Genomic DNA, 23,683 nt, shown 5'->3' with positions numbered 1-23,683 from the left:
CAGGCGTGTCGATTCCCGCAGCCCTTTCGGTCTGGGGAGGGCATGCGCCCTGCCCCGACGAATTGTCCTCGCCCCACACCTCCCTGCTTTCCCTTCTTCTATCGATGCGCCAACGCGAAGTCGATGGCCGCACACACCGCCGCCACCTGCGCCGCGTTGCATTGCTCGGCGGTCGCCCGCAGGCTGTCGGGATAGACCTCGGTGGTGGTCGTGTAGGGAGCGTGGGTGATGCCGGCGCAGAGGCCAAGCTGCTTGAACGGGTAATGGATGACGCCCGGCGCGACCACGGGCGAACCGATGATCTCGCCGTTGCGATCCGCCTGGGCAATATGGGTGACGTTCGCTACCGCTGCGATCACCGCCTGCTGGAACTCGGGTTGCGGATTCTCCGTGTCGTCGACCAGATAGAAACCATCCGGAATCTCGCCCGGCTCGAACGCCTTGCCGTCACGTGCTGCGAGCGCCGGGCGGAACTCGGACTCGTCCGTGTCGGTGGTCTCATGCAGGTCGATATGCACGATCACGCGATCGCGCAGCGGCGCGACCAGGCGCATGAGCGCCGCCGACTCCTGCGCAGGGCTGTTCTCGCGAAACGAACGGTTCGGATCGACGGCATGCATGTTCCAACGGTGGATCCTTTCGTAGGCCCATGGGCTGACGCACGGCGCGACGAGGAGGTTGACCCGACCTTCATAGCGCGACGCGTGCTCGTCGACGAACTGCAACGCCCCGCGCACCCCGCTGGTTTCATAGCCATGCACGCCGCCCGTGACCAGCGCGCACGGAAGCTCGTCGCGCCAGTCGCGGCTCCTGATCGCAAACAACGGGTAGGCGTCCGGGTGATAGTCCAGGCGGCCGTACTCCACCACGTCGAAGCGCGTGTGCAGTCGCTCGATCACGCTCAGCACGTCCGCCGCGTAGTTGCGCTGGCGGGTCTGCCGTGACAGCCAGGCAGCGACTTCCGCTTCGCCCCAGGGACGTCCGGGCGAACCGATCGGATAGGGTGCAGGGGTCGTCATCAGCTGGCTCCGCCGTGGCATCAGGAAAAGCGAGCACTCTAGCATCGTCCGAATGGGCTGACGGCGTCATCGCGCCCCTGACCATGTCACGGTGTTCCTCGTACCCGTGCGCAACTGGTCGGACGGCACACCCGCTCCCGATCATCACGGAAAGTGAGCTTTCAATTCAGGAAAAGGGATCTGATTGCGGAAACCGGTCACTCTGATCACGAGTTCCGGAAACCAATGATCAGGCGCTGCGCATGATCACCGGGGAAAAGGTCAGCGGCATGATCGGCCAGAACCGGCCATACGCATTTGCTCGACTGAGCAACTGGACGCGGCATCGCCACATTTGCGGTCGGATAGCGGACAATCGAAGCCCACGCTCAAGTCGAATCGGAAGAAGTATCTGATGGGACACAGGGACAGGGTTTTGCGCGGAATCTCGCGCGCTCCCACTCAACTCTTGATCTCGCTGCTCATTGCCATGGTCGCATCTGCCAGTGCGACGGACGTGCGCGCCGAAGGGTTGAAGCGAAATGTAGCGGTCGTCGCTTGTGAGACATTGGCGGCCCGAGTCGATGCAGTCCCAAGCGGCAGCCCTGTATTTCTGCGCAGCTTCGACGCGATGAAAGACTCTGGACCAATCGACGAGCCGTCGCTGGCCACAGCCGCATTCGTCTACGACAATGCCCTTGCCACGATTGCGCTTGTTGCCTGCAATCGCGCGCCGCAGGCTGGACGCATCGGTGCGGCGCTACTCGCCGCAGTGGGCCCTGCCGTGAATGCCGATGCCCGGCTTTATAACGCCTATATCGCGGGCGCGGTGAAGGGCGCACCCAAACCTAACGGATGGTGGAGTGCCGAACAGAGCCGATGGCTACAGGATGGCTATCAGGTGGGCACTGCGACCGGGAATGTAGCGTGGACGATGCTGGCTTTTTTGACGCTTTCGGATCGCACGGGCGATGTGCGGTGGTGCGATGGTGCACGGCGGCTCGCCGGATGGACCATCAAATACGCTCACGGCGCCAGCGATGCCGGCGGATTCAGCGGAGGGATGTACGGCTTCGAAGGTCAGCAGAGCCCGCTTACCTGGAAGTCGACCGAACACAACATCGATCTCGCCGCAGCGTTTGCTTGGCTCTCACGTTGCGATGCCTCGCCGCGCTGGGAACATTACGCCGCCGAAGCTCGCGCGTTCGTAAGCACCCAATGGGATCCGAGCAGCCACCACTTCCTGATTGGAACAACGACAGATGGTCACACGCCGAACAGCGCGACCTCGGCGCTGGACATCCAGTTTTGGGCATCGCTGATCCCCAATGCTCCGCCGGAATGGCGTGGCGCGCTCGCGTACGCAGAACGCGTGCACGGCGTCAAAAACGGATTCAGTTTCAATTCCGATCGCGACGGCGTTTGGATTGAAGGCACCGCGCAGGGTGCACTTGCTTACCAAGTGCTTGGCAGGCGCGGTGATGCCTCGCGATTGCTTGAGAACATCAGCGCTGATTTCGCCCCCACCGGGTTGTTATACGCAACACGGCAAGGACAACTCCGCACAGGCCTTGCTGTGGGTCCCACCAGCGTGACCGATGACTTTCGCTACTACCATTGGCCGCACGTTGGTGCGACGGCTTGGGCGGCGCTAGCTGCGAAAGGCTGGAATCCATTCATCGGCGCAAAAGATGGTCAACGATGAATCGACGGTGACGAAGTTCTCGTAAGCGGCCATTGCCGCGGGCGTATCGGGCCATGTTTGGTCGCTGGAAGAAGTAGCCTCACTAGCGGCGTAAGGAAGCAACACTGGAATCGCCTTTGACCAGTCGGACGGAACGCGCGCATCAAGCCGCTGGTGGTGACGGGATTTCAGCCGTTCCGGTGCCTGCCGCCCAAAAATCTCTTAGTCCCGTAGGTGTAGTCCGGCCCTCGATGGCGTGCTGGCAACGCGACGATAACCGAAATGAGGGCGGGTTCACGTTCTGCGAATTCCATCAGCCCCCTTCATCTTGCATCCTGTGCGCCTCCCCGGACATATCGGTGTACGCTCCAAGCCCCCGTACCACCTGCACGAGGACACGTTATGGATGAGCAGTTGACGCGGCATCAGAAGATCGCGCTTGCATTGACGCAGGGTGCAACTCCCGACGTCGTGACCAAGAACATGGGCCTCCCCCTCATGTGCGAGCGAACGGTCGAGCTCTTCGAGGGAATGCTTGCGGAAGTACGCAAGAAATTTCCCGAGGGAACGTCGATCTGATCGCGGCTTCGCGAACATTCACGAGCGATCGTTGCCCCCTGCGGCTGGCTCCCGAATCAATGAACCTGCCTCCGATTCTCGGGGGGCAGGCTTGGCACCCATGAAAGAGAGGTCAGAGAACATTTTCAGACTGATCTCTCACGGTTGAAAATGCTCTCCGTTCCTGCTCTCAATTCAGCGTTGACAAAGGGACCTGCCACGGTTTCTCGCGGCATCCATCGCGGCTGCTGACAACGCCCTGTCAGCAGCCTATGGCGTCGAACCCCTCGCGTTGTGGCCTATGGCCCTTCACATAGGCACTATCAACGGAGCTTCCGTCGACGTGATTGCGTTTATGTCCCCGCGCTCCCGCTTCGCTCCCCTCCTGCTCGCCATCGGCGCTTTGCTGATCGCCATGGTGTCCTACCAGTGCGGGGCAAGCCTGGCCAAAGACCTGTTTCCGGCGGTCGGCGCGGAGGGTGCCACCGCCTATCGGCTGGGCCTGAGCGCGCTCATCCTGGTGTTGTTGCGACGGCCATGGAGATCGTCGCCGATCAAGAACGACTGGCGATCGTTGTGGGGCTACGGTCTGGCGATAGGCGCGATGAACCTGGTGTTCTACCTGTCGCTGCGTACGATTCCGCTGGGCATCGCGGTGGCGCTGGAATTCACCGGCCCGCTGGCGCTGGCATTGTTCGGCTCGCGCCGCCTGCTCGACTTCGTGTGGATCGGGCTGGTGGTGGCAGGGCTGACCTTGCTGTTGCCGCTGCGCGACATGGAGAAGGCGCTCGATCCGGTCGGTGTGATGTACGCGCTGGCCGCCGGCGTGGGCTGGGCGTTGTACATCGTGCTGGGACAAAAGGCCGGAGCAGCCTACGGTGCCAATGCGGTCACCCTGGGCACCTCGATCGGTGCGCTGGTGGCGATCCCCGCGGGCGTTGCGCATGCCGGCACTGCCCTGCTCTCGCTGAACCTGCTGCCCTACGCGCTGGGCGTGGCCATCCTCAGCTCGGCCTTGCCGTATTCGCTCGAAATGGTCGCGTTGACCCGCCTGCCGGCGCGCACGTTCAGTACCTTGTTGAGCCTGGAGCCGGCCATCGCGGCGCTGGCTGGGGTGGCGTTGCTGGACGAGCACCTCGGCCCGCTGCAATGGCTGGCCATCGCAGCGATCGTCGTAGCGGCGGCCGGCACCGCGCTGAGCGCGGGCCGTCCTGCATTGGCCGAACCGCTGGCCAATTGAGCTCAGGTTTCTTGTTCAACGCAATGCTCTCACTCGCGAAAAAGGAATCTGCTCCTTTTTTCCATAAGTGAACCAGGCCCAATTCCCCCCCCCCCCGTTTTTCCTCGTTGAACCTGGAGCCAACCGCCGCTGGGCTGGCGCCAAGCGCGCGCCGTCTTGCATCGTCGGGCGTCACCACCCTGTCCCGCTTAAATTTCAACCGTTGCAGAGATACTCTGGAGTGGGAAAGCTATGCCGAAAAGGATCGGTGAGATCGTCCGTGTACTTGCCCATCAACAATCTTTGCCTTGGCAGGAGGTTCTTCCTGAACCAGCGGCTCGCGGCCGCCAGGAAATTTCCTTTGGATGTCAAATGCACACATCCGTTTTCAATGCGAATCGTTCCCGATTGAAGCTGCTCGGTCAGTCGTACGTCGACAAGCCTGTGTTCCTTGACGTACTCATGTGTGAATATGAATTCAAATGCATCCATTCGAATTCCTCCACCTCGTTGTTGCAGTTTTTCAAGTATGTAGAAAGAAAGAGATCGATCGACAACCGTCGGCACAGAGATCGCTAGTGCATAGCCGACAAGCAGGCAGATTGTCGCTATCTGAATCTTTTCGAAGTTGCAGAAGACTCCAAAAAGACGAAATGCAAATAATGCTGACGCCACGATGACCGTTGCCGCCAATACATCTTCCGCCGACGCGTAGAAGACGACATCGACTTGGCCGAATCGCATGTGCACGACGTAAATCATTCCCAGCACAAGCAAATACAGCACCAATGCGAGTGTCGCCCTATACCATTTCATATCACCAAAATCCTGGCACCCATGCTATCTGGCGCGCTCAACGGGTTGAACCTTGTCGATGAATTCGCGGTAGTCGGTGACGGTCGCCGACGCGTATCGCATCACCCCGGTAAGCATGAGCGAAATCAATGTTATCGCGCCTATTTGCAAAAGCACGATGAACAGCACACCGAGCGCGACTGAAAACCAACCCGGCGTGGCAAAACCATTCAGTTTCAGAAAGACCGCTGTAACGGCGGCAATCACGCAAAACGCGGCCACCATGGCGCTTGCGATACCGACTCGAAGCAGCACGTCTTCGGCGAACACCATCAAACCACGAAAGCCATGCAGGGCCAAACCGGCGAAATTCATCTTGCTTTTGCCTGCAAAACGCGGACCGCGATCGAGAGGACAGGTCGCTACGCGGAGTTTCGAAGTCAATACGCTGGCTGCCACATGAATCCAAAGCTCCTGCATCGCCGCGAGACGTTTCGCTGCAAGTGGTTTCATGGCCATGAAATTGCCGAAACTGATCTTGCGACCACTCAGGACGCTGAATAGGCGTTTGTACAACAGATAGAAGATGCGGAACCGCAAGGTCTCCACCCGGCTTCGCCGCTCCGCCACCACAACGTCCACATCGTCAGCTTCCAGCGACTTGACCAATTCCACGATGCTCTGCGGAATGTCTTCACCATCGGAGTCCATCACGACGATCGTGGCTGCGTCAGCGACCTCGGCGACAACATAGTTCAAACCGATGGCGATCGCGCGCTGATGCCCGACATTGCGCCGCAGCGTGATAACCACGCCCGAAACATTCGCGGACGCGAGAGCTGCCGGGTCGACCGGCTCCCGAACAGAGCCGTCGTCCACTGCAACGACAAAAAGCCGATCGCCGAACACCGATTCCAATTCACGAAAAAGTATTCCCGACGCCCCGGCATCCTCGTAGACGGGCGTCACGACGACAAGCCGTGTCATGACGCGAACAGCTTGTGGAAATAGGCGATTGTCTCCTTGAGACCCTCTTCCAACGGGACCCTGGGGTGCCAATCGAGGACTTTTCCCGCAAGATCGATATCCGGCATGCGCTGGCGCGGATCATCCGCTGGCAATGGCTTGTGAACGATCTTGGACTTGCCGCCGACAAGACGCAAAACGAGTTCGGCAACTTCCATCATCGTGAATTCTTTCGGGTTGCCGACATTGACCGGTCCGGTGAAATCCGCAGAGCTGTCCATCAGCCGCAACATTCCATCAACCATATCATCCACGTAACAGAAGCTGCGCGTCTGCGAACCGTCGCCGTAGATCGTAATCGGCTCCCCCTTGATGGCCTGGACGACAAAGTTGCTGATCACCCGCCCATCGCTTGGGTGCATGCGCGGCCCATAGGTGTTGAAGATGCGCATCACCTTGATTTCGACTTGGTGCTGGCGCCAATAGTCAAAAAAAAGCGTCTCCGCGCAGCGCTTTCCTTCGTTGTAGCAACTGCGTATGCCGATCGGATTGACACGGCCCCAGTAGCTTTCCGGCTGTGGATGCACGTCCGGGTCACCATACACTTCGCTGGTGCTCGCCTGAAGTATGCGCGCACTCAGGCGCTTGGCGAGGCCCAACATGTTGATCGCCCCGTGCACGCTGGTTTTGGTCGTCTGCACCGGATCGAACTGGTAGTGAACCGGGGACGCAGGACACGCCAGGTTGAATATGCGACTCACCTCCACGTACAACGGGAAGGTCACGTCATGGCGCAACAACTCGAAGCGTGCATGGCCGAACAGATGCGCCACATTCGCCCTGCTGCCCGAGTAGAAATTGTCCACGCAAAGCACGTCTTGACCGCGCTCGATCAACCTGTCGCACAGATGAGACCCCAAGAAACCCGCCCCACCCGTGACGAGCACCTTGTGCCCGTCCTGAACGTCATCGATCATCGCGTCCCCTGTTGTCTTTTGAACTCTTGCGCGACGGAAGCGAGCAATATCGCCCTGCCCGCGCGTACAGCGCGTCCTCGTCCAGCTCCGGCGGCACCCACCAACGAACCGCCGCACCGCCTCTGCGCCGTCACATGCTGGTTACTCCTGGGCGATTCAGGTCAAATGGCCAAGCATGCTGACATGAATGGCCTGGATTCTGTGCCACTCGAGGCCAGCATGACTACGAGGCGGTGCAACGCTATGTATACTAAAAGTTTGTAACCTACGGGATCTTATGCGGATGCTCCTGTCGATGCTCTTCTGGATGCTTCCGCCCGGCATCGCCGCATTCCCGACCGATCATTTCTCCCCCGGCGAGCATGCAGTCGCCATGCATGCGAGCACACAGGAAGCTGGCGAGCCGCCGTTCCTGGGGAAACGCACGCTCACATCGACGCAAAGAGAAGAACCCTGCCGTCGTGATCAGGAGCTTGCCAACGCTGCGCGGTGGGCGGCCAAGGTGCTTGCCGAACGCCAGCAAGGCCCCGGCTATTGGCTGACGTCGTATACCGACGACGCTCGGTTCGAGCAGCCGCACCAGGAGATGAACACCTTCACCAATGCGATCATGGTCGACATTGCCGGCCCGGTCGCTGAGGCAGCCGGCATCGCCGGCTTGCTGGCGCATGCGCGCGACTTCCTGGCGAGCCAGATCGAGGCGGGAGGACTCGTCCGCTACCACGGCCGACCCGACGCGCCGACGATCGGGAAGCTTGGTTGCGCCATCACACCGGATGCAGATGACACTGCGCTGATCTGGCGGATCGCACCCGGCGCACGTCGAGAACTGCTTCCGACGGCGCTCGCGACCCTCAACCGGTTCCGCACCGCCGACGGTCTATACAAGACCTGGCTCGCACCGCAAGACCGCTACGAGTGCATTGACCCGGGCAAGGATCCGAACCCGGCCGACATCGGCATCCAGATGCACGTGCTGATGCTGTTGGCGCAGGTGGCCCCCCCGGCTGCGCACGCACTGTGCAGAGCGCTTTCGCAGGAATCGACCAACGAAAGCGTCTGGGTCTACTACAGGGCCGCGCCGCTCATTCCCCTCCTGCGTCTGACCGACTTGCAAAAAGCAGGCTGTTCGCTGCAACTGCCTCGGTCACGGCAGCAGACCACCGTGCCGGGTCAGGAAGTCTGGGTCGAGGCGGCCCAGCTTCTGCGGCGCATGGAGAGCACAGAGGCCACATCCGCAGTTCATTCAAAAGCCGCCGATCTGCTCCGCAAGCTTGCCGCCAATGAATTTTCATTGGTGGCGCATGCCCCGCCTCTCCTCTATCACAACGATTTCAGCGCCCATGTGCGGCGGTTCTATTGGTCGGAAGATGTCGGCTACGCCCTTTGGCTACGACTCTACTTTGAAAACGAGCGCGCACGGTTGAAGCTGCCCTGCCGTGGAAGCGACGCGAAGGTGGGATGCGCCTACAAATGACGCGAACACTGACCGAAGCAAGCCGTCCGCGGCTGACTTGGCCGCTGTTGCGCCTGCTCTCCTGCATCCGTTTCGATGAAGTCTTCTTGCTTCAGGGGACTGCGCTGTTCGGTGCACTGTATTCGATCGGAACGCTCACGAAGGGCAACCTTTTCGTGCTCGCTGTCGTTGTTGCCGGCAGCCTCAGCCTGGTCGCGCACGTCTTTGTGCTCAACGACTGGTCCGGAATCCGCGGCGATCTCAGGGATCCCGCACGATCCGATCGAACATTCGTTACGAGAGGCGTGAGCCGCGCCGAGTTCGGATACCTCGCGGTGGTACTGCTGGCCTTGGCTCTCTCGCTGTTCTGGCTTCTCGGTACGATCATGTTCGCCATTGCGCTGGCGATCGCAATTGTTAGCGCGCTCTATTCCGCCCCTCCGTTTCACATGAAGGGCCTTCCTGTCTTCAACTCCGTTCTTCATCTTGTGGGGGGCGCCTTGCACTTCTTGCTCGGCTACGCGGCGTTCTCCGCGATCGACGAGCGCGGTGTTGCCATAGCCTGCTTCTTCGCGCTGGTGTTCACCGCAGGTCACTTGATGCACGAGACGCGAGGCTATGTGGGTGACTCCCTCAATGGGATCCGAACGAATGCGCTCGCTTTCGGGAAGGTGCACACCTTCATCGCGGGCCTGGCCCTCTTCACGGCAGCCTATGCGCTGCTGGCCGCGCTCGCCGCGTCCGGAGCCGTGCCACACGTTCTCCTTTTTGCTGCAGCGCTCTACCCCCTGCATCTCTGTGCGTCGTTGTGGGCCCTTCGCTCCGGACTCACCTTCGAGCGCTTGCGTCAGCTTCAGCGACTTTACCGGCTACTCTTCGCCGTCATTGGCATCGCAATGATCATGACGGTTCCACTGAGAATGATCTGAACGAGCTGGCTTGACCCGCTTCCTGATCCGGATCCGATGTCATCCTGAGGGCGAGGAGCTTCCGAAGCATCTCGGTTCGAAGAGAGTATTCCCGGGTTGCGCGGACCGAAGCTGCGCGTACAAAAGGCCTCAAGAGCATCCTGGCGGCATGGAAATGATGAAAAGAGTCCTGACCGCTTTGTTCTTCTGCGTCGCCGCGTGTTCGATATCGCTCCACCTCGGGCAGGACACCACCTTTGATCTGAAGAGCTACCACCTATACAACGCATGGGCGGTGTTGACTGGTCGATGGTCGCACGATGTCTTCGTGGCGGGGGCGCAAACATTCTTTTCTCCCTTCATCGACGCTCCGTATTACATCGTAGCAACTACGCTGCTCCCTGCGCACGGTGTGGCGGTAGTGGCATTCGCCGGAATTCCGTATGGAATTCTTCTCTATCTGATCTATCTCATCAGCAGAAGGATCGGTGGAGCTCTTCAATTCGACGCAAGATGGGAGCGCACGACCTTCGTTGCCGCCTCTGTCCTTTTGGCGGGAACGGGTGCGGCCACCTGGTCGCAGATAGGCCTGACGTCGAATGACGTCACGGTCGCAGCCATCGTTTTGGCGAGTTTTTACCAAATCCTGAGCGGATTGACCGATCACGACGAAGAGCCGCTTTCGTTCCGGAAGGTCGCCGTTGCTGGAGCGCTCTTGGGTTTGGCAACGGGCTTGAAATTGACGGCAGCCATCTATGTGCCTTCGATAGCCGTCGTGATTTTCTTTATCGAGCGAGGTTGGAAGAGCAAGGTTCGCAGCCTCTTCGTTTATGGCTGTTGCACACTCGCTGCATTTGCCATCGCGTACGGACCTTGGGGCTGGAAGCTGTACAAGCTCACCGGAAACCCGTTTTTCCCGTTGTTCAACGGAGTATTCCATTCGGACTGGATGGCAAGCATCAGCATCCGGGATGTGCGCTTTCTTCCCAAATCCTTGCTGCAGTGGCTCTTTTACCCGTTCTATTGGACCAATTTGCAGTCGTCATGGGTGACGGAAGTTCCGTTTCGAGATGTGCGTCTGGCATTGGCCTACGTCTTCGTAGTTGGTTACGTGGTCGTCGCACTGATCAGTAGAGACCTGAGGACCAAATTTCTTTTCGGCAAGTACAAGGCGATACACGCCCTCGTGCTGTTCATCGCTTTCTCATACATCCTGTGGATGCATGAATTCTCCATCCTCAGGTATCTCGTGGCGGTTGAATGCCTTGCGAGCCTATTTGTCGTTGTTTCCTTGATGGTTTTGGCGCAGAAGCTGCGTCATCTGTCCGTGTGGTTCCCGGCAATCGGTACGACCCTGGCCGTCGGATTCATTGTCGCGTTCACTGTCTCCCCGCCCTGGGGACGCGCGCCCGCAGGCATGGACATACTTGCCATGCAGGCACCTGGGTTCGAGCATGGAGCTCTGGTCATATTTGCCGATGTACCCATGTCATTTCTGGCTCCAGGGCTGGCAGCGACCGGCCAGGATCTGCGCTTCATGACTATCCCGCGGGACTTCTCCAGCAGCGGGGGACAGCTTGGCGCCGACGGCTTCAGGCACGAGTTGGGGAGACGGATGAAGGTGCAGATTCACGAGCATAGGGAGGCCCTATACGTGCTGTTCTACAAATCGGATGCGCGTCCTGAATCCAGCTTGGCAGCGTTCAACGTTCAAATAGACATGTCCAGTTGCCAAACAGGCAAATCGCCGTTGGAGCGCGAGTTCCTTGCGTGCCGAGGAATTTATCGGGAAGAGCAGCCCAGCGGTTGAACCGGGGGCAGTCGACTTTCCTGCGCATCGTCACAGTGATCTCCGACAGACAGCGCCATTCGGATCTCAGCGTTTCGGGCAGCGATCGAGGCTCGACTGGGCGTCGTGCGGGCCTGGCGAGATCGGCAGGCGGCGAAAAGAAAATGCACTCTACCCCCAGCCCTCTCACATCTTTCGATCGTAATAGGTCGAGTCGCCGACGATGCGCCCGTCCTGGACCGTATAGACGGACAAGATCCGGATGCTGATCGGCTTGTCTTCCGCTCCCTTCAGATGCCCTGTCAGTACGAATTGGGCGTAGACGTGGTTCGCTGAGCTCTCGAGCGTTTGAAGATTGTCTTTCGCGTCGGGAATCGCTTCGAACAGCTTGCGATAGGTGTCGGCGATCTGTTTACTACCCGTCAGATCCGGATAGTCCGGGCTGTGCAGGCTCGCGGCGTTCGCGTAGATATCCTCGATGGTTCTGGCGTCGTGCCGGTTGAATGCTTCGAATTTGAGTCGCACGACCTTGATGGCCGCGGTATCGGCCCGGCTCGCGGCGAACACCGGGCTGATCGCCCAGCCGAACACCGAACCGGCAAGCACGGCCAGCATGGCAATCTTCAATTTCGGATGTCCGATTCTCGACAACGCGTATGACGTCAATGGCATGACCTGAACCCTGCAGTTGGACGGGCGCCAGGCCCCGGAAGACCTCAGGAACCAGGCCCCACGATTACACGGCAAGAATCGTGCGAATGATTGGAAAAATCCGACACCTCGACTCCGGTCGACAGAGCCAACCCGGTCCAGGCCACGCCACGACCTTCGGGCAGGGCTGCGGAATCCTGCGACACACGTCCCCGCCGGGGACCTACCGTCATGCGCGCTTCCTGCCGCCAGCCGAGCTGGCCGCTTGGGTTGAACATTTCTGGCTTGAGGAATGGCAATTCGTTGGCCAACCGCCGCAAACGAGGGAAGTCCTTCCGCATCCTTGTGTGCATCTGGTTTTCGCTCCGGGTCGTTCGCGGATCTTCGGCGTGCAGCTGGGTCGCTTCGTTCGAGAGCTGAAGGACCGAGACCGCATCTTCGGAATCAAATTTCATCCGGGTGCCTTCTATCCTTTCCTGCGCACATCGGTCAGTTCGATCGCGAACACAACCATCCCGGCCACTCAGGTCTTCGCGAACGCGACGGAGGCGGAGCGGGAAGTGCTCGCCTGCGACGACGACCAAGGCATGGTGGAAACGGCGGCACGCTTTCTGGCCGCACATCGACCACCTCTGGATCCGCAGGCGGACAGCGTACGTCGTGTCGTCGAGGACATCGTGAACGACCGCAGCATCACGCGTGTGGAGCACCTCGTCGCGCGGTTCGAAATCCAGGAACGCACGCTCCAGCGACTTTTCGATCGATACGTCGGCGCAAGCCCGCGATGGGTCATCAAGCGCTACCGCGTGCATGAAGCGCTCGAACAGATAACTGCGGGTCTCCCCACCGATTGGGCGACGCTGGCACAGGACCTGGGCTACTTCGATCAGGCCCACTTCATCAACGATTTCAGGAAATTGGTCGGCTGCTCACCGGCCGAGTACGCCAGGGTCTGAACCAGGCGGGCGAGAAATCCTCGCCCGCGGTGTCTCTGCCGCTTTCCGTTTAGCCAACGGCTTTCTTCACGAGCGCACTGATCCTCGCCTCTTCGGCGGCGGTCAACTCTTTCAACGCGAAGGCGGTTGGCCACATGACACCGTCGTCAAGCTTCGCCTTGTCGTTGAAACCGAATGTCGCGTATCTGTCGCCGAACTTCTGTGCGTCCTTGAAAAAGCAGACGACCTTGTCGTCTTTGGCATACGCAGGCATTCCGTACCAGGTTTTCGGCATGAGCACCGGCGCAGCGGCGGTGACGATGGCATGCAGCCGCTTTGCCATGGCCCGATCGGGTCCCTTCATCTTTGCGATCGCGGCGAGCACGGCGGCTTCCCCTTCTGCCCGGCTCTTGTTCGCACGCGCTTCCGCCTTCAGCTCCTGGGCGCGCGCCTTCATCGCTTCGCGCTCCGCGTCCGTGAATCCCTTGGAGGTCTTGCTGCTCGCGGGGGTGCTCTTGACCGGCTTGCGCGCGGCCTTCTTTGCAGGTTGGCTCATCGAGAACTCCTTGTACTGAATCGGGTTGAAAGTCTCAGCTGCGCTGCTGCACGCGGATCAGGTTGCCCGCAGGATCGCGGATGGCACAGTCGCGGACTCCGTATGGTTGGTTGGTCGGTTCCTCGACGATCTCGGCGCCGCTGGCCTGTATCCGCTCGAAGGCGGCATCGAGGTCCTTGGTGGCCAGCAGCATGATGGCGTAGGTACCCTTGGCCATCATCTCGTCGATGGTGCGTTTCTCCTCCTCGGTGACGCCAGGGCTGGCGGCCGGAGGGAACAGGACGATGGACGTGCCGGGCTGGTCGGGAGGGCCGACCGTGATCCAACGCATCCCGTTGTAGCCCACGTCGTTGCGGACCTCGAAGCCGAGGATGTCGCGGTAGAAGGCCAGGGAGGCGTCGGCGTCGTTGTGCGGGAGAAAGCTTGCGTGAATGCTGATGTTCATGGCGGTCATGCTCGGTGTCGGGAACGAGCCGTCATGCTATCTCCGGCTCCGTGGCCGGCGCTTCTCCATTCCTGATCAGTTGCGTCCTGATAGGTCGCGTCACCTGTCTCGCCACGCAGGGCGGCATCCCCGCCGTCGCACGCGCCGCCTCCTGCCGATAGACGCTGGGCGACACGCCGACCAACTCGGTGAAGCGCGTGCTGAAAGTGCCCAGCGACGCGCAGCCGACGACGAAGCAGATCTCGGTGACGCTGAGGTCGCCACGACGCAGCAGCGCCATCGCGCGCTCGATGCGACGCGTCATCAAATAGCTGTACGGTGATTCGCCAAAGGCCAGCTTGAACTGGCGGCTGAGGTGCCCGGCCGACATATGCACGCCGTCGGCAAGCACCTCGACGTTCAACGGCTGCGCGTACTCCCGGTCGATCCGGTCGCGGACGCGGCGCAGTCGCGAGAGGTCGCGCAGGTGATGCGCTGTGGTGGGCGTGCTCGTCATCTACGCGATCGTCCCACGTTGTACCGCGGTACTCCAGCGCGAAAACGGAGTCAGGTCCAGTTCTTCCGAGATCCATGTTGTACCCAACCCCCGAAACAGGCAACCCGAATGCTGCGTAGTCGCTGAAGCGCGGGTAGGGAAATTCATCCGATGCGTTGATAGCATCCGTTCGCATGGCTGCATCACATGACAGGGGGCGGCCGCCCCACCCGGACGTTCTAACACCTGCCGAGTGGCGAGTGGCGGAAGGCGTGCGACATGGGCTGACGAACCGCGTGATCGCGCAGCGGCAGGGCGTCACGCTCGATGCCGTGAAGTTCCATGTCTCGAACGTGCTTTCCAAGCTAGGGCTGCGGCGACGCTCGGATCTGCGTCAGTGGACCGGCGTGCGCGTCGACAGCAATCTCGCGATCAATCCGCCAACACAAGGAGTCGGCATGGAGCGTTTCGAACTCGGGCAAGTGGCGCGCCACGTCAAGGACATCGATGCGGCGACGGTGTTTTTCCGCGACGTGGTGGGGCTGCAACACCTCTACACATTCGGAAAACTCGCGTTCTTCGATTGTGCGGGTGTGCGGCTGTTCCTTTCCGAAAGTGACGATACCGCCGCTTCGCTTCTCTATTTCCGCGTTGCCGCCGTCCACGCCGCTCAGGTGGAGCTGGAGAAGCGTGGTGCGCACTTCATCAGCGCGCCGCATCTCATCCACCGACATGCCGATGGCACGGAAGAGTGGATGGCGTTCTTCAACGACAACGAACAACGGCCACTCGCCATCATGGCGCAAGTATCGCCGCAGCCAACATCCGCCACCGCCGAGGAGACATCTAATGTCTGACACAAAGCGATCCTTTACATCGATTCTTCTGTCATCTGCAATCAGGGCGGCCACTGGCACCCTCCTGTTCGCCGCGCCTGCTTTCGCAATGTCCGACATGGAGAATTCGGACTCTGCGCAGTTGGGCGGACACGCATTCCAGCAGATCGCGGTGACGACGAAGGACTTGCCACGGGCCATCACGTTTTATCGCAACGTGCTCGGACTCAAGATGCTGTTCGAATCGAACAACATGGCGTTCTTCGATGTGGGTGGCGTGCGGTTGATGATCGGACTTGATAGGAGCCGCCCGGCCGCGCGACCAACATCGGTGCTCTACTTCGATGCGCCGGAATTTCTGGCAACGCGATCGAAGCTGAAGGCGCTCGGCGTGCCGTTCGAGGATGGCATTGAGACGGTCGACCGCAAGGCGAATGCCGAATTGAACCTCCAGCAATTCACCGATCCGGACGGCAACGCGTTGGCCGTGATGGGATGGGCGAAGCGCTCCTGACCTTGCGCTCGCTTTGCGCTACGCGTCATGTTTACTAACTGTGCCTGACGGCCCATATCAATCGTTTTGGAAACGAAACCGGGGTCACCATTTCGCCGAACAGTGGACGTTTCGCATGGCGCGCGCCGTCACATCCTGATGCGGACACGATCCTCCATCACTTTTCCATTGGTCGTACGATCGTCGCGCCGAACGCCCCTGAGAGGCGGGGGTCCGGCGCGACGGTCGGGCATCGCACACCGTGGTTGTTCGGAAGCTGTGCTAAAGCTGGGCCGACACGTCACTTCCTGGCGCTGGCGCTGGCTTGGCCCGGTTTGTAGATGACATGAAGCTGTCTCACGTACTCATGCGCAACCTCCATGACTTCGGCTGCGTGTCCATTCTGGGGGTGCGGCTCGAGCTTGGGGCCGGACCCTGCCGGCTGCTCGAACGTTGCGATCAGATTGCCCTTGCTGTCCTTCAACGCTTGAACTTTCATGGCTAGACCCCCGTGCTGTTGATGCGAAACGCGACCGCGTCGGGACCGGCAACCGTGATGTCGAACGAATACCGGTTCGGACTGATGAATCCGCGAACATTCGATATCTGCACACCGGTGTTGGGTGTCGTGTTGTCGAGTTCGACGACGACGACTTCGTGGTTCGAAATGCCGCCGCTCAGCACCCAGTTCAGCGTTGTATTTCCATTCTGAGTCACTTGGTTCGACGACGCCATTGCCGTATCTCCTCTTCAGGGAACGTCCGAACAACCCTGCCTTGGGTTCTTCAGGACTTTGCCGGGCACGGCAAGACCCACACCCGGCTCCGCGAGCCACCATCCTGGTGCTCGATCCGTGCAGGCGCGTCCCTGCGTAGAGGGATGGTTGTCAGGATCAGCGATCCCTTGGGCCGGTCCCATTCGTTTGGCAAGCGTTGGCCATCGCCGTCCGAGCGGCAGGGCGGCCACAGATGATCGGCATGTCTGTCGCACTGGAGCATCGGCCCGGATGACCGTGCTTCGCGGCCTAGCGCTGCAATCACCGCTTCCGACACGAACCAGGCAGGCGCGCTGTATACCACGGTGGAAAATTGGACGAAACCTGTAAAGATACAGTGTAGACATGAGCCCCGAATCGCGCGACGCTCGATGCTTTGGGTGGCACAACCGTCCGCGGGACCCCGGGGGCGCTGCTGCTGATCTACGACAAAAGAGGTCGCCATGTCTACGGACACGAAGACCCCGTTCGAGCATATCAACGGCGTTTTGGCGCAGCTCAAGGAGATGCGTCACTACGCGAAGAACAATGTCGAGACCCTGACAGCGCAGTGGCTGCTGTTCGATGGCGAGCTGAAGAAGCTCAAGCGGGCTGAACCGATCGAGACGCTGATGACTCGCCAAAGCGAGCTGCACGATGCGCTGAACGAAGAGATCGCTGCGCTTGAGGAACTGGCGGTGAAGCTGCAGCCGCCACCAGAACAGGCTGCGCAGATGACCCCGGCTCAGTCGCAGTAGTCGGGCACTAGGGGCCTATCGAATTACTCCCCCTTTCCGTCCCTTCTCCCGGTCTCGCGTCGACGCGCTCAGCCCGTAGGCTGGGCCGCGAATCCCAGCTCACTCCAAAGGCGGGAAACGGCGTGCTGGGCGGGACACGACCGCAGCCGCGCGACCGCATTGCGCTGTTCGCCTCTCCCGCTCGTGGAGAGACCGACGCGCGGAGCGCGGCGGGTGAGAGGAAATCGGAACACTCCGCTCCATTTGGCCCAGGCAGGGGTGTCTTCCGGCCTATTCTTATCGCTCAACGATATGGTTATTATCGTTTTGCGATAAATAAGCCGTGGAGAACCACCATGACCCGCTCATCCGCCCATGCCCTAGCCGTCGCCCGTCCGGTCATCCAGGGCTTGACCATCCTCAACCTGCTCTACGCCGCCGGCCTCGCCGTGCTGCTGGTCGCAAGCTTCTTCATCGAGGGCTGGCCGACGCGGCCGCTCGGCGATTTCGCGTCGACGCATCCGCAGCTGGGGAACGGACTACGCGCGATCGTTCTCATCGGCTTCATCGCCGCGCTGATCGTGCACACGGTCCTGCGACAGTTGCTCGCGATGATCGACACCGTGCGCAGCGGCGACCCGTTCATCCTGCAGAACGCGCAACGCCTAAACGCGATTGCATGGAGCGTGCTGGTGCTGGAGGTGCTGCGCATGGCCGTCACCGCGATCGCGTCTGCGGTGTGGGAGCCGGGAAGGCTCGGCGGCTTCTCGTTCGCGCCATGGCTGGCCGTGCTGCTGCTGTTCGTGCTGTCCGGTGTGTTCGCGCAGGGCGCGCGCATGCGCGCCGACCTCGAAGGAACGGTGTGACATGGCGATCGTCGTCCGCCTCGACGAAATGCTGCACGCGCGCCGCATGACGCTCACCGACCTCGCCACGCGCGTCGACATCACCCTCGCCAATCTGTCGATCCTCAAGACCGGCAAGGCGAAGGCGATCCGCTTCTCCACGCTCGAGGCGATCTGCGCGGCGCTCGAGTGCCAGCCCGGCGACCTGCTCGCCTTCGATCTCGCGCTGCCTGCCGAGGAGTGATGTCATGCCCGTCAACCCGTTCGTTCGGTTCTTCACCCCCGATCCGCGCCACGAGGGTGTCCGCCCCGTGCAGCTCTGGGGTCTGCGCCTGTTCTATTTCCTGATGCTCGTGTTCGTCGCACCGAGCGCCTGGCGCGGACTGCTGACGCACGCCGGCGCATGGGATCCGGTGCGCGCGGTTGCTATCGCCGTATGGGCCACCTATCCCGCGCTCGCGCTGTTCGGGCTGTTCCGCCCGCTGCGCTGGCTGCCGCTGATGTTCTTCACCATCGGCTACAAGACGATCTGGCTCGCCTTCGTCGCCTGGCCGCTGTGGCGCGTCGACATGTTGTGGGGAACGCCCACCGGCGACGTCGCCGGATCGTTCCTCGCGCTGCCGCTGCTGGCGGCGGTGGTGCCGTGGGGGTATGCGTGGAGGATGTACTTTGCGTGGCCGCGGAAAGTGGTCAACCGATAAATGAACCTGATTCCTTTCTGACATCGAACTCAATCCGTACGTGCCGCGATAGTCGCGGACCGGGCCGACTACGCCTGGTCGAGTTTCTACGCCAACGCGCTCGGAAAACACGACCCGCTCGTACTGACGCACTCGTCGTATCGAGCTCTGGCCGTCGCCGACAGCGAGCGTTGCGCCGCCTATCGCGCGCTGGTCACAGCATCCGTCAATGACGAGGAGATCGAGGCGATACGCACGCACCTTCAGCGTCAGCGCGCATTCGGATCACAGCATTCTCGCGCAGCGATCGAGGCTCGACTGGGGCGTCGTGCGGGCCCGGCGAAGATCGGCAGGCCACGAAAGGCGCGGATCGTCGGAGAAAGTGCACTCTGTCCCGGTTTCCGGTTCATTGCCCTTTCGTACAGTGGGAGCGACCGATACGCCGGCGCATGATCGCGACGCCTCGACAGCCGCTACCGGAGGAGTCGCCCATGATCCGCGCATCGCTCGATCCGCACCCCGCCCCCGCACCGCGCCGCGTACCGGGCCGTCTCATCGGATTGATCTGCGGTCTGGCCCTGTTGTGGGCAGGCCAGGCCGCCGCGCTTCAATGCAGCGGCAACAACGGATACACCTGCACGACCACCACCACCCAATATGCCGGCGGCTTCAATCCCAATGTCGGCTACGGCGGCTTCGGCGGCGGCAACTGCACGGCCGGCAAGACGCCCGTGGTGTTCCTGCACGGCAATGGCGATCTCGCGGCGAGCTTCGACATGCCGCCCGGCACAGTCAACGGCTACACCACGCCGACCCGCTCGGTCTACCAGGAACTCAAGGCCGCCGGCTACAACGATTGCGAGCTGTTCGGCGTGACCTACCTGTCCGACGTCGAGCGTCAGAACCCGCAGTACAACTACCACGAGCCCTACACCTACAACCTCATCAAGAGCTTCATCGACAAGGTGAAGGCCTACACCGGCAAGTCGCAGGTCGACATCGTGGCGCATTCGCTCGGTTCGTCGATGGGCCTCGCCACGATCCAGTACTACGGCTATCAGGGCAGCATCCGCCGCTTCATCAACATCGGCGGCGGCATCCGCGGCTTGCAGACCTGCCTGTACACCGGTTACGAATCGACCTATGCGCCCACCTGCAACGCGGAAGCCTACGTCTGGCCATACGACTACTACACGTTCGGCCTCTATCCGAGTTCGGGCGTGCCGTACTACGGCTACAACCGCTGGACCGGCAGCGGCAGCGGCAGCCTGCGCACCCTACCCGCGAGCTTGACTGGCATCCGCTTCTACACGATCACCGCCGGCCTCTACGACCAGGTGCATTGCTTCACGGCCAGCTACGCCGGGACCTGCCCCAGTGGCGCGCTGTTCAATGCCCGAAGCAACGTGATCGCGCAAGTGAACGTCGGCTTCGGCAACAGTACCTACCAGTACGACTGGAACTGGGCCGACGGCAGTCCCTACAACGCTGGCGGCGGCGACACCAGCAACGGCGTCGGCCACTTCCGCTCACTCAGCAATTCCGGCGCGATCATCCGCAGCATGCTCACGACGACGTGCACCACGGACTGCGCCAGCATGTATGCCGGCATCTACGGACCCGCTGGCAATCTGTGAAGGAGGGGAAGCACGAGGCCATCGAGGCTCAACTGGGGCGTCGTGCGGGCCTGCACTCTGCCCCCGGTATCCTCCGGCAGGATGGACTCGCGCCCCCCGGCCGCGCAGCGCGCGGCGAGCACGTCGTCGAATTCCTTCAAGGTCGCATCGACCAGCGCGCGCCGCTTGCGGATCGGATGGTCCGCCGGCACGCGTTCCTCCACCGACACATACGAGAACATTCCCAGTTGCTGCGCATCCGCTCCGCGCATCGATCGACTTGCCTTGTGATTGATCGCGTCTGACAAGCAGCGCGGGCGAGCGTTTCTCAACAGGCTGCTAGAGCTCCATGTCGTCGATGAAAATCGTATCCGTGTCGCAATTTGCATACCACGGTGCGCTCATCGTAGCGGTGTCCCAGACGCTGCTGGGCGTTGCGGCGAGATAGTTCGGGCACAGCGTGGTCGCACCCTGGACCAGGCTGCTGGGTAAGGGCGGAGTCGGGGCGCGACCGTTCATGCGATTGAATCCGGCATAGAACGCTGTCAGTACGGTCATGCTGCTCAGGTCCGGGATCGATCCGCGAAGGCGGTTGTGATCCACTTCAAGATAGTCCAGCAGTGGCAGTTGGGCGCCTGACAACGGCGGAATCACTCCGCTCAATTGGTTGTATCCGATATTGATCGCTTTCAAAGCGGGCAGGCTGGTGAGCGGAGGAATCGGCCCGGTCAGGTCATTGGAGGCAACGTTGAATTCGACCAGGTTGCTCATGCCGCTCAGCGCAGGTATCGACCCGCTCAAATGATTGGCATATGCATAGAATTTTTGCAGCTTGCTCAAGCCATTGAGGGAGGGAATCGACCCGCTCAATTGGTTGTAGCCGACTTGGAACGTCTGAAGCTCAGTCAGATTTCCGAGCGAACTCGGCAAGGTCCCGATCAGGTTGTTGTTGTACAGATTGATGCCGATCACGTGCGCGCCCGAGGCATCGCAGATGATGCTGCCCGTGACAAGCGAGCACACAGGGGTCGGGCTGGCGTTTCTCGCCGACGCCCAATCGGTGATGCTGGTCCAGTTGGGTCCGCCGGTGGAGTTGTACAGATCGACGAGCGCTTGCACCTCCGCTGGTGGTAACGCGGCATTCGCGGCTGCGCTCGCGACGATACAAGCTAAGACAGTCAGACTGTTTCGCCAGATCGATGTCCGAGCAGCTGAGTGACGCGTCGCACATCCATAGCTCGACTCAAGATCATTGCGTGTCATAAGTCACCCGAATGGTCAGTGCGGCCCCTTTGCTTGGAGTGTCAGTGGAGCAAAGTTTCATTGCAATGGCAGGTCATCGCAGGCGTGAAGCCGGGCACGGAACAGGCGCCTTGAAGGCTCATTCGTGATCTCCGACAGACATGTTGCGGTTGTCGCGCCACGCTGGTGCATTCCTCTGCGACGCACCGATATGGCCAGGCAGCCCCGTCTCCATCTCGCCCATGTTCCCCAACACATCGTGCAGCGCGGCAACGATCGGCAGCCGTGCTTCTTCTCTGCCGTCGACTACGAGCGTTATCGGAACGACCTTCGCGAAATCGCGATGGGCGAAGACTGCGCCGTCCACGCCTATGTGCTCATGACCAATCACGTTCACCTGCTGATGACGCCGGCAGAAACCGGCCGCGTTGCGCGCGTCATGCAGGCGCTCGGGCGGCGCTATGTCCGCTATCTCAATGACCGTTATCACCGAACCGGCACGCTATGGGAGGGACGCTACAAAGCCTGCCCGGTCGGCAGCGCCGCGTACCTCTTGCGCTGCTATCGCTACATCGAACTCAACCCCGTACGTGCTGCGATGGTCGCGGACCCGGCCGACTACGCCTGGTCGAGCTTCCACGCCAACGCGCTCGGAAAACACGACCCACTCGTACGGATGCACTCGTCGTATCGCGCTCTGGCCGCCGCCGACAGCGAGCGTTGCGCCGCCTTCACGCACTGGTAATGGGGTCAATCCCCCTCAACCAAGACCAGCCTTTTCTAGAGACTCGCGTTGCTGCCGTCGTTGCTTGAACGCCAGCGGTGGCAGGTGACCGATGGCGCTATGGGTGCGTTGTTCGTTGTAGATCGCCAGCCAGTCCGCCGTGGCCGCTCGCGCTTCGTCCAGCGTGCGGAACGCGTTGGCATCGAGCACCTCGAGCCGATACGTTCCGTTGAACCGCTCGATGTAGGCGTTCTGTGCCGGGCAGCCTGGCTGAATGAAGTCCCAGCGGATGTTTCTGGCCTTGGCCCAAGCCTGCACGGTCTCGCTTCGGAACTCAGGGCTGTTGTCGCTGCGAATCGCCTCCGGCGCTCCGTGCCATTCGCACCGCTGTTCCAGCGTTCGAACAACACGGTTCGCCGTCAGGCTGATGTCGATCTCGATGGCCAAGGCGTCGCGGGCATAGTCATCGATGACGTTGAACGTGCGATAGGCGCGGCCATCGGCCAGGCTGTCGCTCATGAAGTCCATCGACCAGCATTGATTGGGTCGCAGCGGCCGCACCAGCGGCTGGCGAACCCGATCGGACAACCGGCGACGGCGCCGGCGACGCAGGGCCAAGCCGTGCTGACCGTACAGCCGTTCCGTGCGCTTGTGGTTGATCCGATGGCCTTCGCGACGCAACTGCTGGTGCAGCTTCGGGCAGCCCCATGCCGGGTGGGCGTACGCCAAGTCCAGCAGGCGCGCCTCCGCTTTCGGAGCCTTGTCCCGACGACCTCGACGCCGCCGTTGCGTCGCTCGCGGCTGGCGAACCACTCGACACGCGCAGCGCTCGCTCACCGTCCTCGTCTCCTGCAGCCAGCTCACCGCCTCGCGGCGCTGCGCCGGCGTTACCAATTTTTTGCTAGCACCTCTTTGACCAGTTCGTGCTCCAGGCTCAGGTTCGCGTACATCCGCTTCAGCCGCGCATTCCCCTGCTCCAACTCCCGCAGCCGCTGCATGTCTGACACGCTCATGCCGCCGTACTTGGACCGCCACTGGTAGAGCGTCGCAGCGCTGATACCGTGCTTGCGCGCCACATCCGCTACGGCGACACCGGCTTCGGCCTCCTTCAAGACCTCCGCGATCTGACTCTCACTGAACTTCGACTTGCGCATGAAACCCTCCTTTGGGGAGAGTCTCTACGAATCGCTGGGCTCACTCTACGGGGGAAGGGCCACTCCGTTTATTTTTTACCAGCTATTAGCGTTGGCATACTCGGCTTGCTCAGCCTAGATGTAAATACTTACAGGATTCAGCACAACATTAGTAATGGTATACATATGGATACCCTTTATCTGGAAAGCG

28 protein-coding genes are annotated in these 23,683 nt (G+C 61.0%); 15 read left to right on the top strand and 13 right to left on the bottom strand.

What is annotated here, in order from left to right; genetic code table 11:
- Positions 1 to 98: 98 nt before the first annotated feature.
- Complete coding sequence (locus ABD002_RS04110; RefSeq protein WP_343787443.1) at positions 99 to 1,019, bottom strand: M14 family metallopeptidase; 921 nt, start codon at positions 1,017 to 1,019, stop codon at positions 99 to 101.
- A 448-nt stretch (positions 1,020 to 1,467) separates the two neighbouring features.
- Between ABD002_RS04110 and ABD002_RS04105 the strand changes: the two genes are divergently transcribed.
- The 3 genes from ABD002_RS04105 (at position 1,468) to ABD002_RS04095 (ending at position 4,480) form a co-directional block, all read left to right on the top strand.
- Positions 1,468 to 2,703: a hypothetical protein gene (locus tag ABD002_RS04105; RefSeq protein ID WP_343787441.1), complete on the top strand. Its 1,236-nt coding sequence runs from the start codon at positions 1,468 to 1,470 to the stop codon at positions 2,701 to 2,703.
- A 381-nt stretch (positions 2,704 to 3,084) separates the two neighbouring features.
- Complete coding sequence (locus ABD002_RS04100) at positions 3,085 to 3,261, top strand: hypothetical protein (RefSeq protein ID WP_343787439.1); 177 nt, start codon at positions 3,085 to 3,087, stop codon at positions 3,259 to 3,261.
- Between the two features lie 334 nt (positions 3,262 to 3,595).
- Positions 3,596 to 4,480 (top strand): EamA family transporter, encoded by an 885-nt coding sequence (locus ABD002_RS04095; RefSeq protein ID WP_343787437.1) that lies wholly within the window; start codon positions 3,596 to 3,598, stop codon positions 4,478 to 4,480.
- 195 nt (positions 4,481 to 4,675) lie between these two features.
- Here ABD002_RS04095 and ABD002_RS04090 read toward each other — a convergent pair whose 3' ends face one another.
- Genes ABD002_RS04090 through ABD002_RS04080 form a run of 3 tightly spaced genes read right to left on the bottom strand, consistent with a single transcriptional unit; the run spans position 4,676 to position 7,197 of the window.
- Positions 4,676 to 5,275 (bottom strand): hypothetical protein, encoded by a 600-nt coding sequence (locus tag ABD002_RS04090; protein ID WP_343787435.1) that lies wholly within the window; start codon positions 5,273 to 5,275, stop codon positions 4,676 to 4,678.
- A 24-nt stretch (positions 5,276 to 5,299) separates the two neighbouring features.
- Positions 5,300 to 6,241, bottom strand: a complete 942-nt coding sequence (locus tag ABD002_RS04085; RefSeq protein WP_343787433.1) for a glycosyltransferase — start codon at positions 6,239 to 6,241, stop codon at positions 5,300 to 5,302.
- Positions 6,238 to 7,197: a UDP-glucuronic acid decarboxylase family protein gene (locus ABD002_RS04080; protein WP_343787431.1), complete on the bottom strand. Its 960-nt coding sequence runs from the start codon at positions 7,195 to 7,197 to the stop codon at positions 6,238 to 6,240. Before ABD002_RS04080 ends, ABD002_RS04085 begins: the two co-directional genes overlap by 4 nt.
- Before the next feature lie 283 nt (positions 7,198 to 7,480).
- Between ABD002_RS04080 and ABD002_RS04075 the strand changes: the two genes are divergently transcribed.
- From ABD002_RS04075 to ABD002_RS04065, 3 genes are all read left to right on the top strand, one after another.
- Positions 7,481 to 8,674, top strand: a complete 1,194-nt coding sequence (locus tag ABD002_RS04075; protein WP_343787429.1) for a hypothetical protein — start codon at positions 7,481 to 7,483, stop codon at positions 8,672 to 8,674.
- Entirely contained in the window at positions 8,671 to 9,582 is a 912-nt protein-coding gene (locus tag ABD002_RS04070; RefSeq protein WP_343787427.1) for a UbiA family prenyltransferase, read from the top strand. Before ABD002_RS04075 ends, ABD002_RS04070 begins: the two co-directional genes overlap by 4 nt.
- A gap of 148 nt (positions 9,583 to 9,730) precedes the next feature.
- Complete coding sequence (locus tag ABD002_RS04065; protein WP_343787425.1) at positions 9,731 to 11,371, top strand: hypothetical protein; 1,641 nt, start codon at positions 9,731 to 9,733, stop codon at positions 11,369 to 11,371.
- Between the two features lie 165 nt (positions 11,372 to 11,536).
- On the opposite strand, the gene ABD002_RS04060 is transcribed toward ABD002_RS04065, so the two are convergent.
- Positions 11,537 to 11,977, bottom strand: coding sequence for an ester cyclase (locus ABD002_RS04060; protein ID WP_343787423.1), 441 nt, complete (start codon positions 11,975 to 11,977; stop codon positions 11,537 to 11,539).
- Between the two features lie 131 nt (positions 11,978 to 12,108).
- Between ABD002_RS04060 and ABD002_RS04055 the strand changes: the two genes are divergently transcribed.
- Complete coding sequence (locus ABD002_RS04055) at positions 12,109 to 12,957, top strand: AraC family transcriptional regulator (protein ID WP_343787421.1); 849 nt, start codon at positions 12,109 to 12,111, stop codon at positions 12,955 to 12,957.
- A gap of 49 nt (positions 12,958 to 13,006) precedes the next feature.
- On the opposite strand, the gene ABD002_RS04050 is transcribed toward ABD002_RS04055, so the two are convergent.
- Genes ABD002_RS04050 through ABD002_RS04040 form a run of 3 tightly spaced genes read right to left on the bottom strand, consistent with a single transcriptional unit; the run spans position 13,007 to position 14,433 of the window.
- Entirely contained in the window at positions 13,007 to 13,492 is a 486-nt protein-coding gene (locus ABD002_RS04050; RefSeq protein WP_343787419.1) for an iron chaperone, read from the bottom strand.
- A gap of 34 nt (positions 13,493 to 13,526) precedes the next feature.
- Positions 13,527 to 13,937, bottom strand: coding sequence for a VOC family protein (locus ABD002_RS04045; RefSeq protein ID WP_343787417.1), 411 nt, complete (start codon positions 13,935 to 13,937; stop codon positions 13,527 to 13,529).
- Between the two features lie 31 nt (positions 13,938 to 13,968).
- Entirely contained in the window at positions 13,969 to 14,433 is a 465-nt protein-coding gene (locus ABD002_RS04040) for a helix-turn-helix transcriptional regulator (protein WP_343787415.1), read from the bottom strand.
- A 173-nt stretch (positions 14,434 to 14,606) separates the two neighbouring features.
- On the opposite strand from ABD002_RS04040, the gene ABD002_RS04035 reads away from it, so the two are divergent.
- Both ABD002_RS04035 and ABD002_RS04030 read left to right on the top strand, forming a co-directional pair.
- Positions 14,607 to 15,269: a LuxR C-terminal-related transcriptional regulator gene (locus ABD002_RS04035; RefSeq protein WP_343787413.1), complete on the top strand. Its 663-nt coding sequence runs from the start codon at positions 14,607 to 14,609 to the stop codon at positions 15,267 to 15,269.
- 97 nt (positions 15,270 to 15,366) lie between these two features.
- A complete protein-coding gene (locus tag ABD002_RS04030; protein WP_343787411.1) occupies positions 15,367 to 15,762 on the top strand; it encodes a VOC family protein in 396 nt (131 codons plus the stop codon).
- A gap of 280 nt (positions 15,763 to 16,042) precedes the next feature.
- Here ABD002_RS04030 and ABD002_RS04025 read toward each other — a convergent pair whose 3' ends face one another.
- Positions 16,043 to 16,240, bottom strand: a complete 198-nt coding sequence (locus tag ABD002_RS04025) for a hypothetical protein (RefSeq protein WP_343787409.1) — start codon at positions 16,238 to 16,240, stop codon at positions 16,043 to 16,045.
- Positions 16,241 to 16,242: 2 nt separating this feature from the next.
- Positions 16,243 to 16,476: a hypothetical protein gene (locus ABD002_RS04020; RefSeq protein WP_343787406.1), complete on the bottom strand. Its 234-nt coding sequence runs from the start codon at positions 16,474 to 16,476 to the stop codon at positions 16,243 to 16,245.
- A gap of 483 nt (positions 16,477 to 16,959) precedes the next feature.
- Here ABD002_RS04020 and ABD002_RS04015 point away from each other — a divergent pair, with 483 nt between their 5' ends.
- The 5 genes from ABD002_RS04015 (at position 16,960) to phaZ7 (ending at position 20,394) form a co-directional block, all read left to right on the top strand.
- Positions 16,960 to 17,253, top strand: coding sequence for a hypothetical protein (locus tag ABD002_RS04015; RefSeq protein WP_343787404.1), 294 nt, complete (start codon positions 16,960 to 16,962; stop codon positions 17,251 to 17,253).
- Positions 17,254 to 17,588: 335 nt separating this feature from the next.
- A complete protein-coding gene (locus tag ABD002_RS04010) occupies positions 17,589 to 18,098 on the top strand; it encodes a DUF2975 domain-containing protein (protein ID WP_343787402.1) in 510 nt (169 codons plus the stop codon).
- A 1-nt stretch (position 18,099) separates the two neighbouring features.
- On the top strand, positions 18,100 to 18,321 hold the full coding sequence (locus ABD002_RS04005; protein WP_343787400.1) for a helix-turn-helix domain-containing protein: 222 nt from the start codon (positions 18,100 to 18,102) through the stop codon (positions 18,319 to 18,321).
- 4 nt (positions 18,322 to 18,325) lie between these two features.
- Entirely contained in the window at positions 18,326 to 18,778 is a 453-nt protein-coding gene (locus ABD002_RS04000) for a hypothetical protein (protein ID WP_343787397.1), read from the top strand.
- 470 nt (positions 18,779 to 19,248) lie between these two features.
- The gene (gene phaZ7 / locus ABD002_RS03995) at positions 19,249 to 20,394 is read left to right on the top strand and encodes an extracellular native short-chain-length polyhydroxyalkanoate depolymerase PhaZ7 (RefSeq protein WP_343787395.1); all 1,146 of its coding nucleotides are present in this window, start codon (positions 19,249 to 19,251) and stop codon (positions 20,392 to 20,394) included.
- On the opposite strand, the gene ABD002_RS19640 is transcribed toward phaZ7, so the two are convergent.
- Positions 20,370 to 20,681 (bottom strand): hypothetical protein, encoded by a 312-nt coding sequence (locus tag ABD002_RS19640; RefSeq protein ID WP_379988943.1) that lies wholly within the window; start codon positions 20,679 to 20,681, stop codon positions 20,370 to 20,372. The genes phaZ7 and ABD002_RS19640 overlap by 25 nt on opposite strands.
- A 31-nt stretch (positions 20,682 to 20,712) precedes the next feature.
- Entirely contained in the window at positions 20,713 to 21,492 is a 780-nt protein-coding gene (locus ABD002_RS03985; RefSeq protein WP_343787393.1) for a hypothetical protein, read from the bottom strand.
- Between the two features lie 382 nt (positions 21,493 to 21,874).
- Between ABD002_RS03985 and ABD002_RS03980 the strand changes: the two genes are divergently transcribed.
- Positions 21,875 to 22,360: a transposase gene (locus ABD002_RS03980; protein WP_343787391.1), complete on the top strand. Its 486-nt coding sequence runs from the start codon at positions 21,875 to 21,877 to the stop codon at positions 22,358 to 22,360.
- A gap of 15 nt (positions 22,361 to 22,375) precedes the next feature.
- Here ABD002_RS03980 and ABD002_RS03975 read toward each other — a convergent pair.
- Positions 22,376 to 23,493, bottom strand: a protein-coding gene (locus ABD002_RS03975) for an IS3 family transposase (protein WP_343787389.1) whose coding sequence is annotated in 2 segments (ribosomal slippage) — positions 22,376 to 23,241 and positions 23,241 to 23,493 — 1,119 coding nt in all. Because the reading frame shifts where the segments join, the coding sequence is not laid out codon by codon here.
- Positions 23,494 to 23,683 lie beyond the last annotated feature (190 nt).

Source organism: Dokdonella soli (assembly GCF_039523175.1).
Classification (GTDB): Bacteria; Pseudomonadota; Gammaproteobacteria; order Xanthomonadales; family Rhodanobacteraceae; genus Dokdonella_A; species Dokdonella_A soli.
Note: the sequence above shows the minus strand (reverse complement) of the source record. Positions and strands in the feature narration are given on the sequence as shown.

What these genes read in the sequence shown, in the direction of transcription:
- ABD002_RS04030 (WP_343787411.1), top strand. Translation starts at nt 15,367, where the DNA reads ATGGAGAATTCGGACTCTGCGCAGTTGGGCGGACACGCATTCCAGCAG.
- ABD002_RS04055 (WP_343787421.1), top strand. Translation starts at nt 12,109, where the DNA reads ATGATTGGAAAAATCCGACACCTCGACTCCGGTCGACAGAGCCAACCC.
- ABD002_RS04080 (WP_343787431.1), bottom strand. Translation starts at nt 7,197, where the DNA reads ATGATCGATGACGTTCAGGACGGGCACAAGGTGCTCGTCACGGGTGGG.
- ABD002_RS04005 (WP_343787400.1), top strand. Translation starts at nt 18,100, where the DNA reads ATGGCGATCGTCGTCCGCCTCGACGAAATGCTGCACGCGCGCCGCATG.
- ABD002_RS04000 (WP_343787397.1), top strand. Translation starts at nt 18,326, where the DNA reads ATGCCCGTCAACCCGTTCGTTCGGTTCTTCACCCCCGATCCGCGCCAC.
- ABD002_RS04010 (WP_343787402.1), top strand. Translation starts at nt 17,589, where the DNA reads ATGACCCGCTCATCCGCCCATGCCCTAGCCGTCGCCCGTCCGGTCATC.
- ABD002_RS04100 (WP_343787439.1), top strand. Translation starts at nt 3,085, where the DNA reads ATGGATGAGCAGTTGACGCGGCATCAGAAGATCGCGCTTGCATTGACG.
- ABD002_RS04085 (WP_343787433.1), bottom strand. Translation starts at nt 6,241, where the DNA reads ATGACACGGCTTGTCGTCGTGACGCCCGTCTACGAGGATGCCGGGGCG.
- ABD002_RS04015 (WP_343787404.1), top strand. Translation starts at nt 16,960, where the DNA reads ATGTCTACGGACACGAAGACCCCGTTCGAGCATATCAACGGCGTTTTG.
- ABD002_RS04050 (WP_343787419.1), bottom strand. Translation starts at nt 13,492, where the DNA reads ATGAGCCAACCTGCAAAGAAGGCCGCGCGCAAGCCGGTCAAGAGCACC.
- ABD002_RS04040 (WP_343787415.1), bottom strand. Translation starts at nt 14,433, where the DNA reads ATGACGAGCACGCCCACCACAGCGCATCACCTGCGCGACCTCTCGCGA.
- ABD002_RS04110 (WP_343787443.1), bottom strand. Translation starts at nt 1,019, where the DNA reads ATGACGACCCCTGCACCCTATCCGATCGGTTCGCCCGGACGTCCCTGG.
- ABD002_RS04020 (WP_343787406.1), bottom strand. Translation starts at nt 16,476, where the DNA reads ATGGCGTCGTCGAACCAAGTGACTCAGAATGGAAATACAACGCTGAAC.
- ABD002_RS04095 (WP_343787437.1), top strand. Translation starts at nt 3,596, where the DNA reads ATGTCCCCGCGCTCCCGCTTCGCTCCCCTCCTGCTCGCCATCGGCGCT.
- phaZ7 (WP_343787395.1), top strand. Translation starts at nt 19,249, where the DNA reads ATGATCCGCGCATCGCTCGATCCGCACCCCGCCCCCGCACCGCGCCGC.
- ABD002_RS04090 (WP_343787435.1), bottom strand. Translation starts at nt 5,275, where the DNA reads ATGAAATGGTATAGGGCGACACTCGCATTGGTGCTGTATTTGCTTGTG.
- ABD002_RS04035 (WP_343787413.1), top strand. Translation starts at nt 14,607, where the DNA reads ATGGCTGCATCACATGACAGGGGGCGGCCGCCCCACCCGGACGTTCTA.
- ABD002_RS04045 (WP_343787417.1), bottom strand. Translation starts at nt 13,937, where the DNA reads ATGAACATCAGCATTCACGCAAGCTTTCTCCCGCACAACGACGCCGAC.
- ABD002_RS04025 (WP_343787409.1), bottom strand. Translation starts at nt 16,240, where the DNA reads ATGAAAGTTCAAGCGTTGAAGGACAGCAAGGGCAATCTGATCGCAACG.
- ABD002_RS04065 (WP_343787425.1), top strand. Translation starts at nt 9,731, where the DNA reads ATGGAAATGATGAAAAGAGTCCTGACCGCTTTGTTCTTCTGCGTCGCC.
- ABD002_RS04070 (WP_343787427.1), top strand. Translation starts at nt 8,671, where the DNA reads ATGACGCGAACACTGACCGAAGCAAGCCGTCCGCGGCTGACTTGGCCG.
- ABD002_RS04075 (WP_343787429.1), top strand. Translation starts at nt 7,481, where the DNA reads ATGCTCCTGTCGATGCTCTTCTGGATGCTTCCGCCCGGCATCGCCGCA.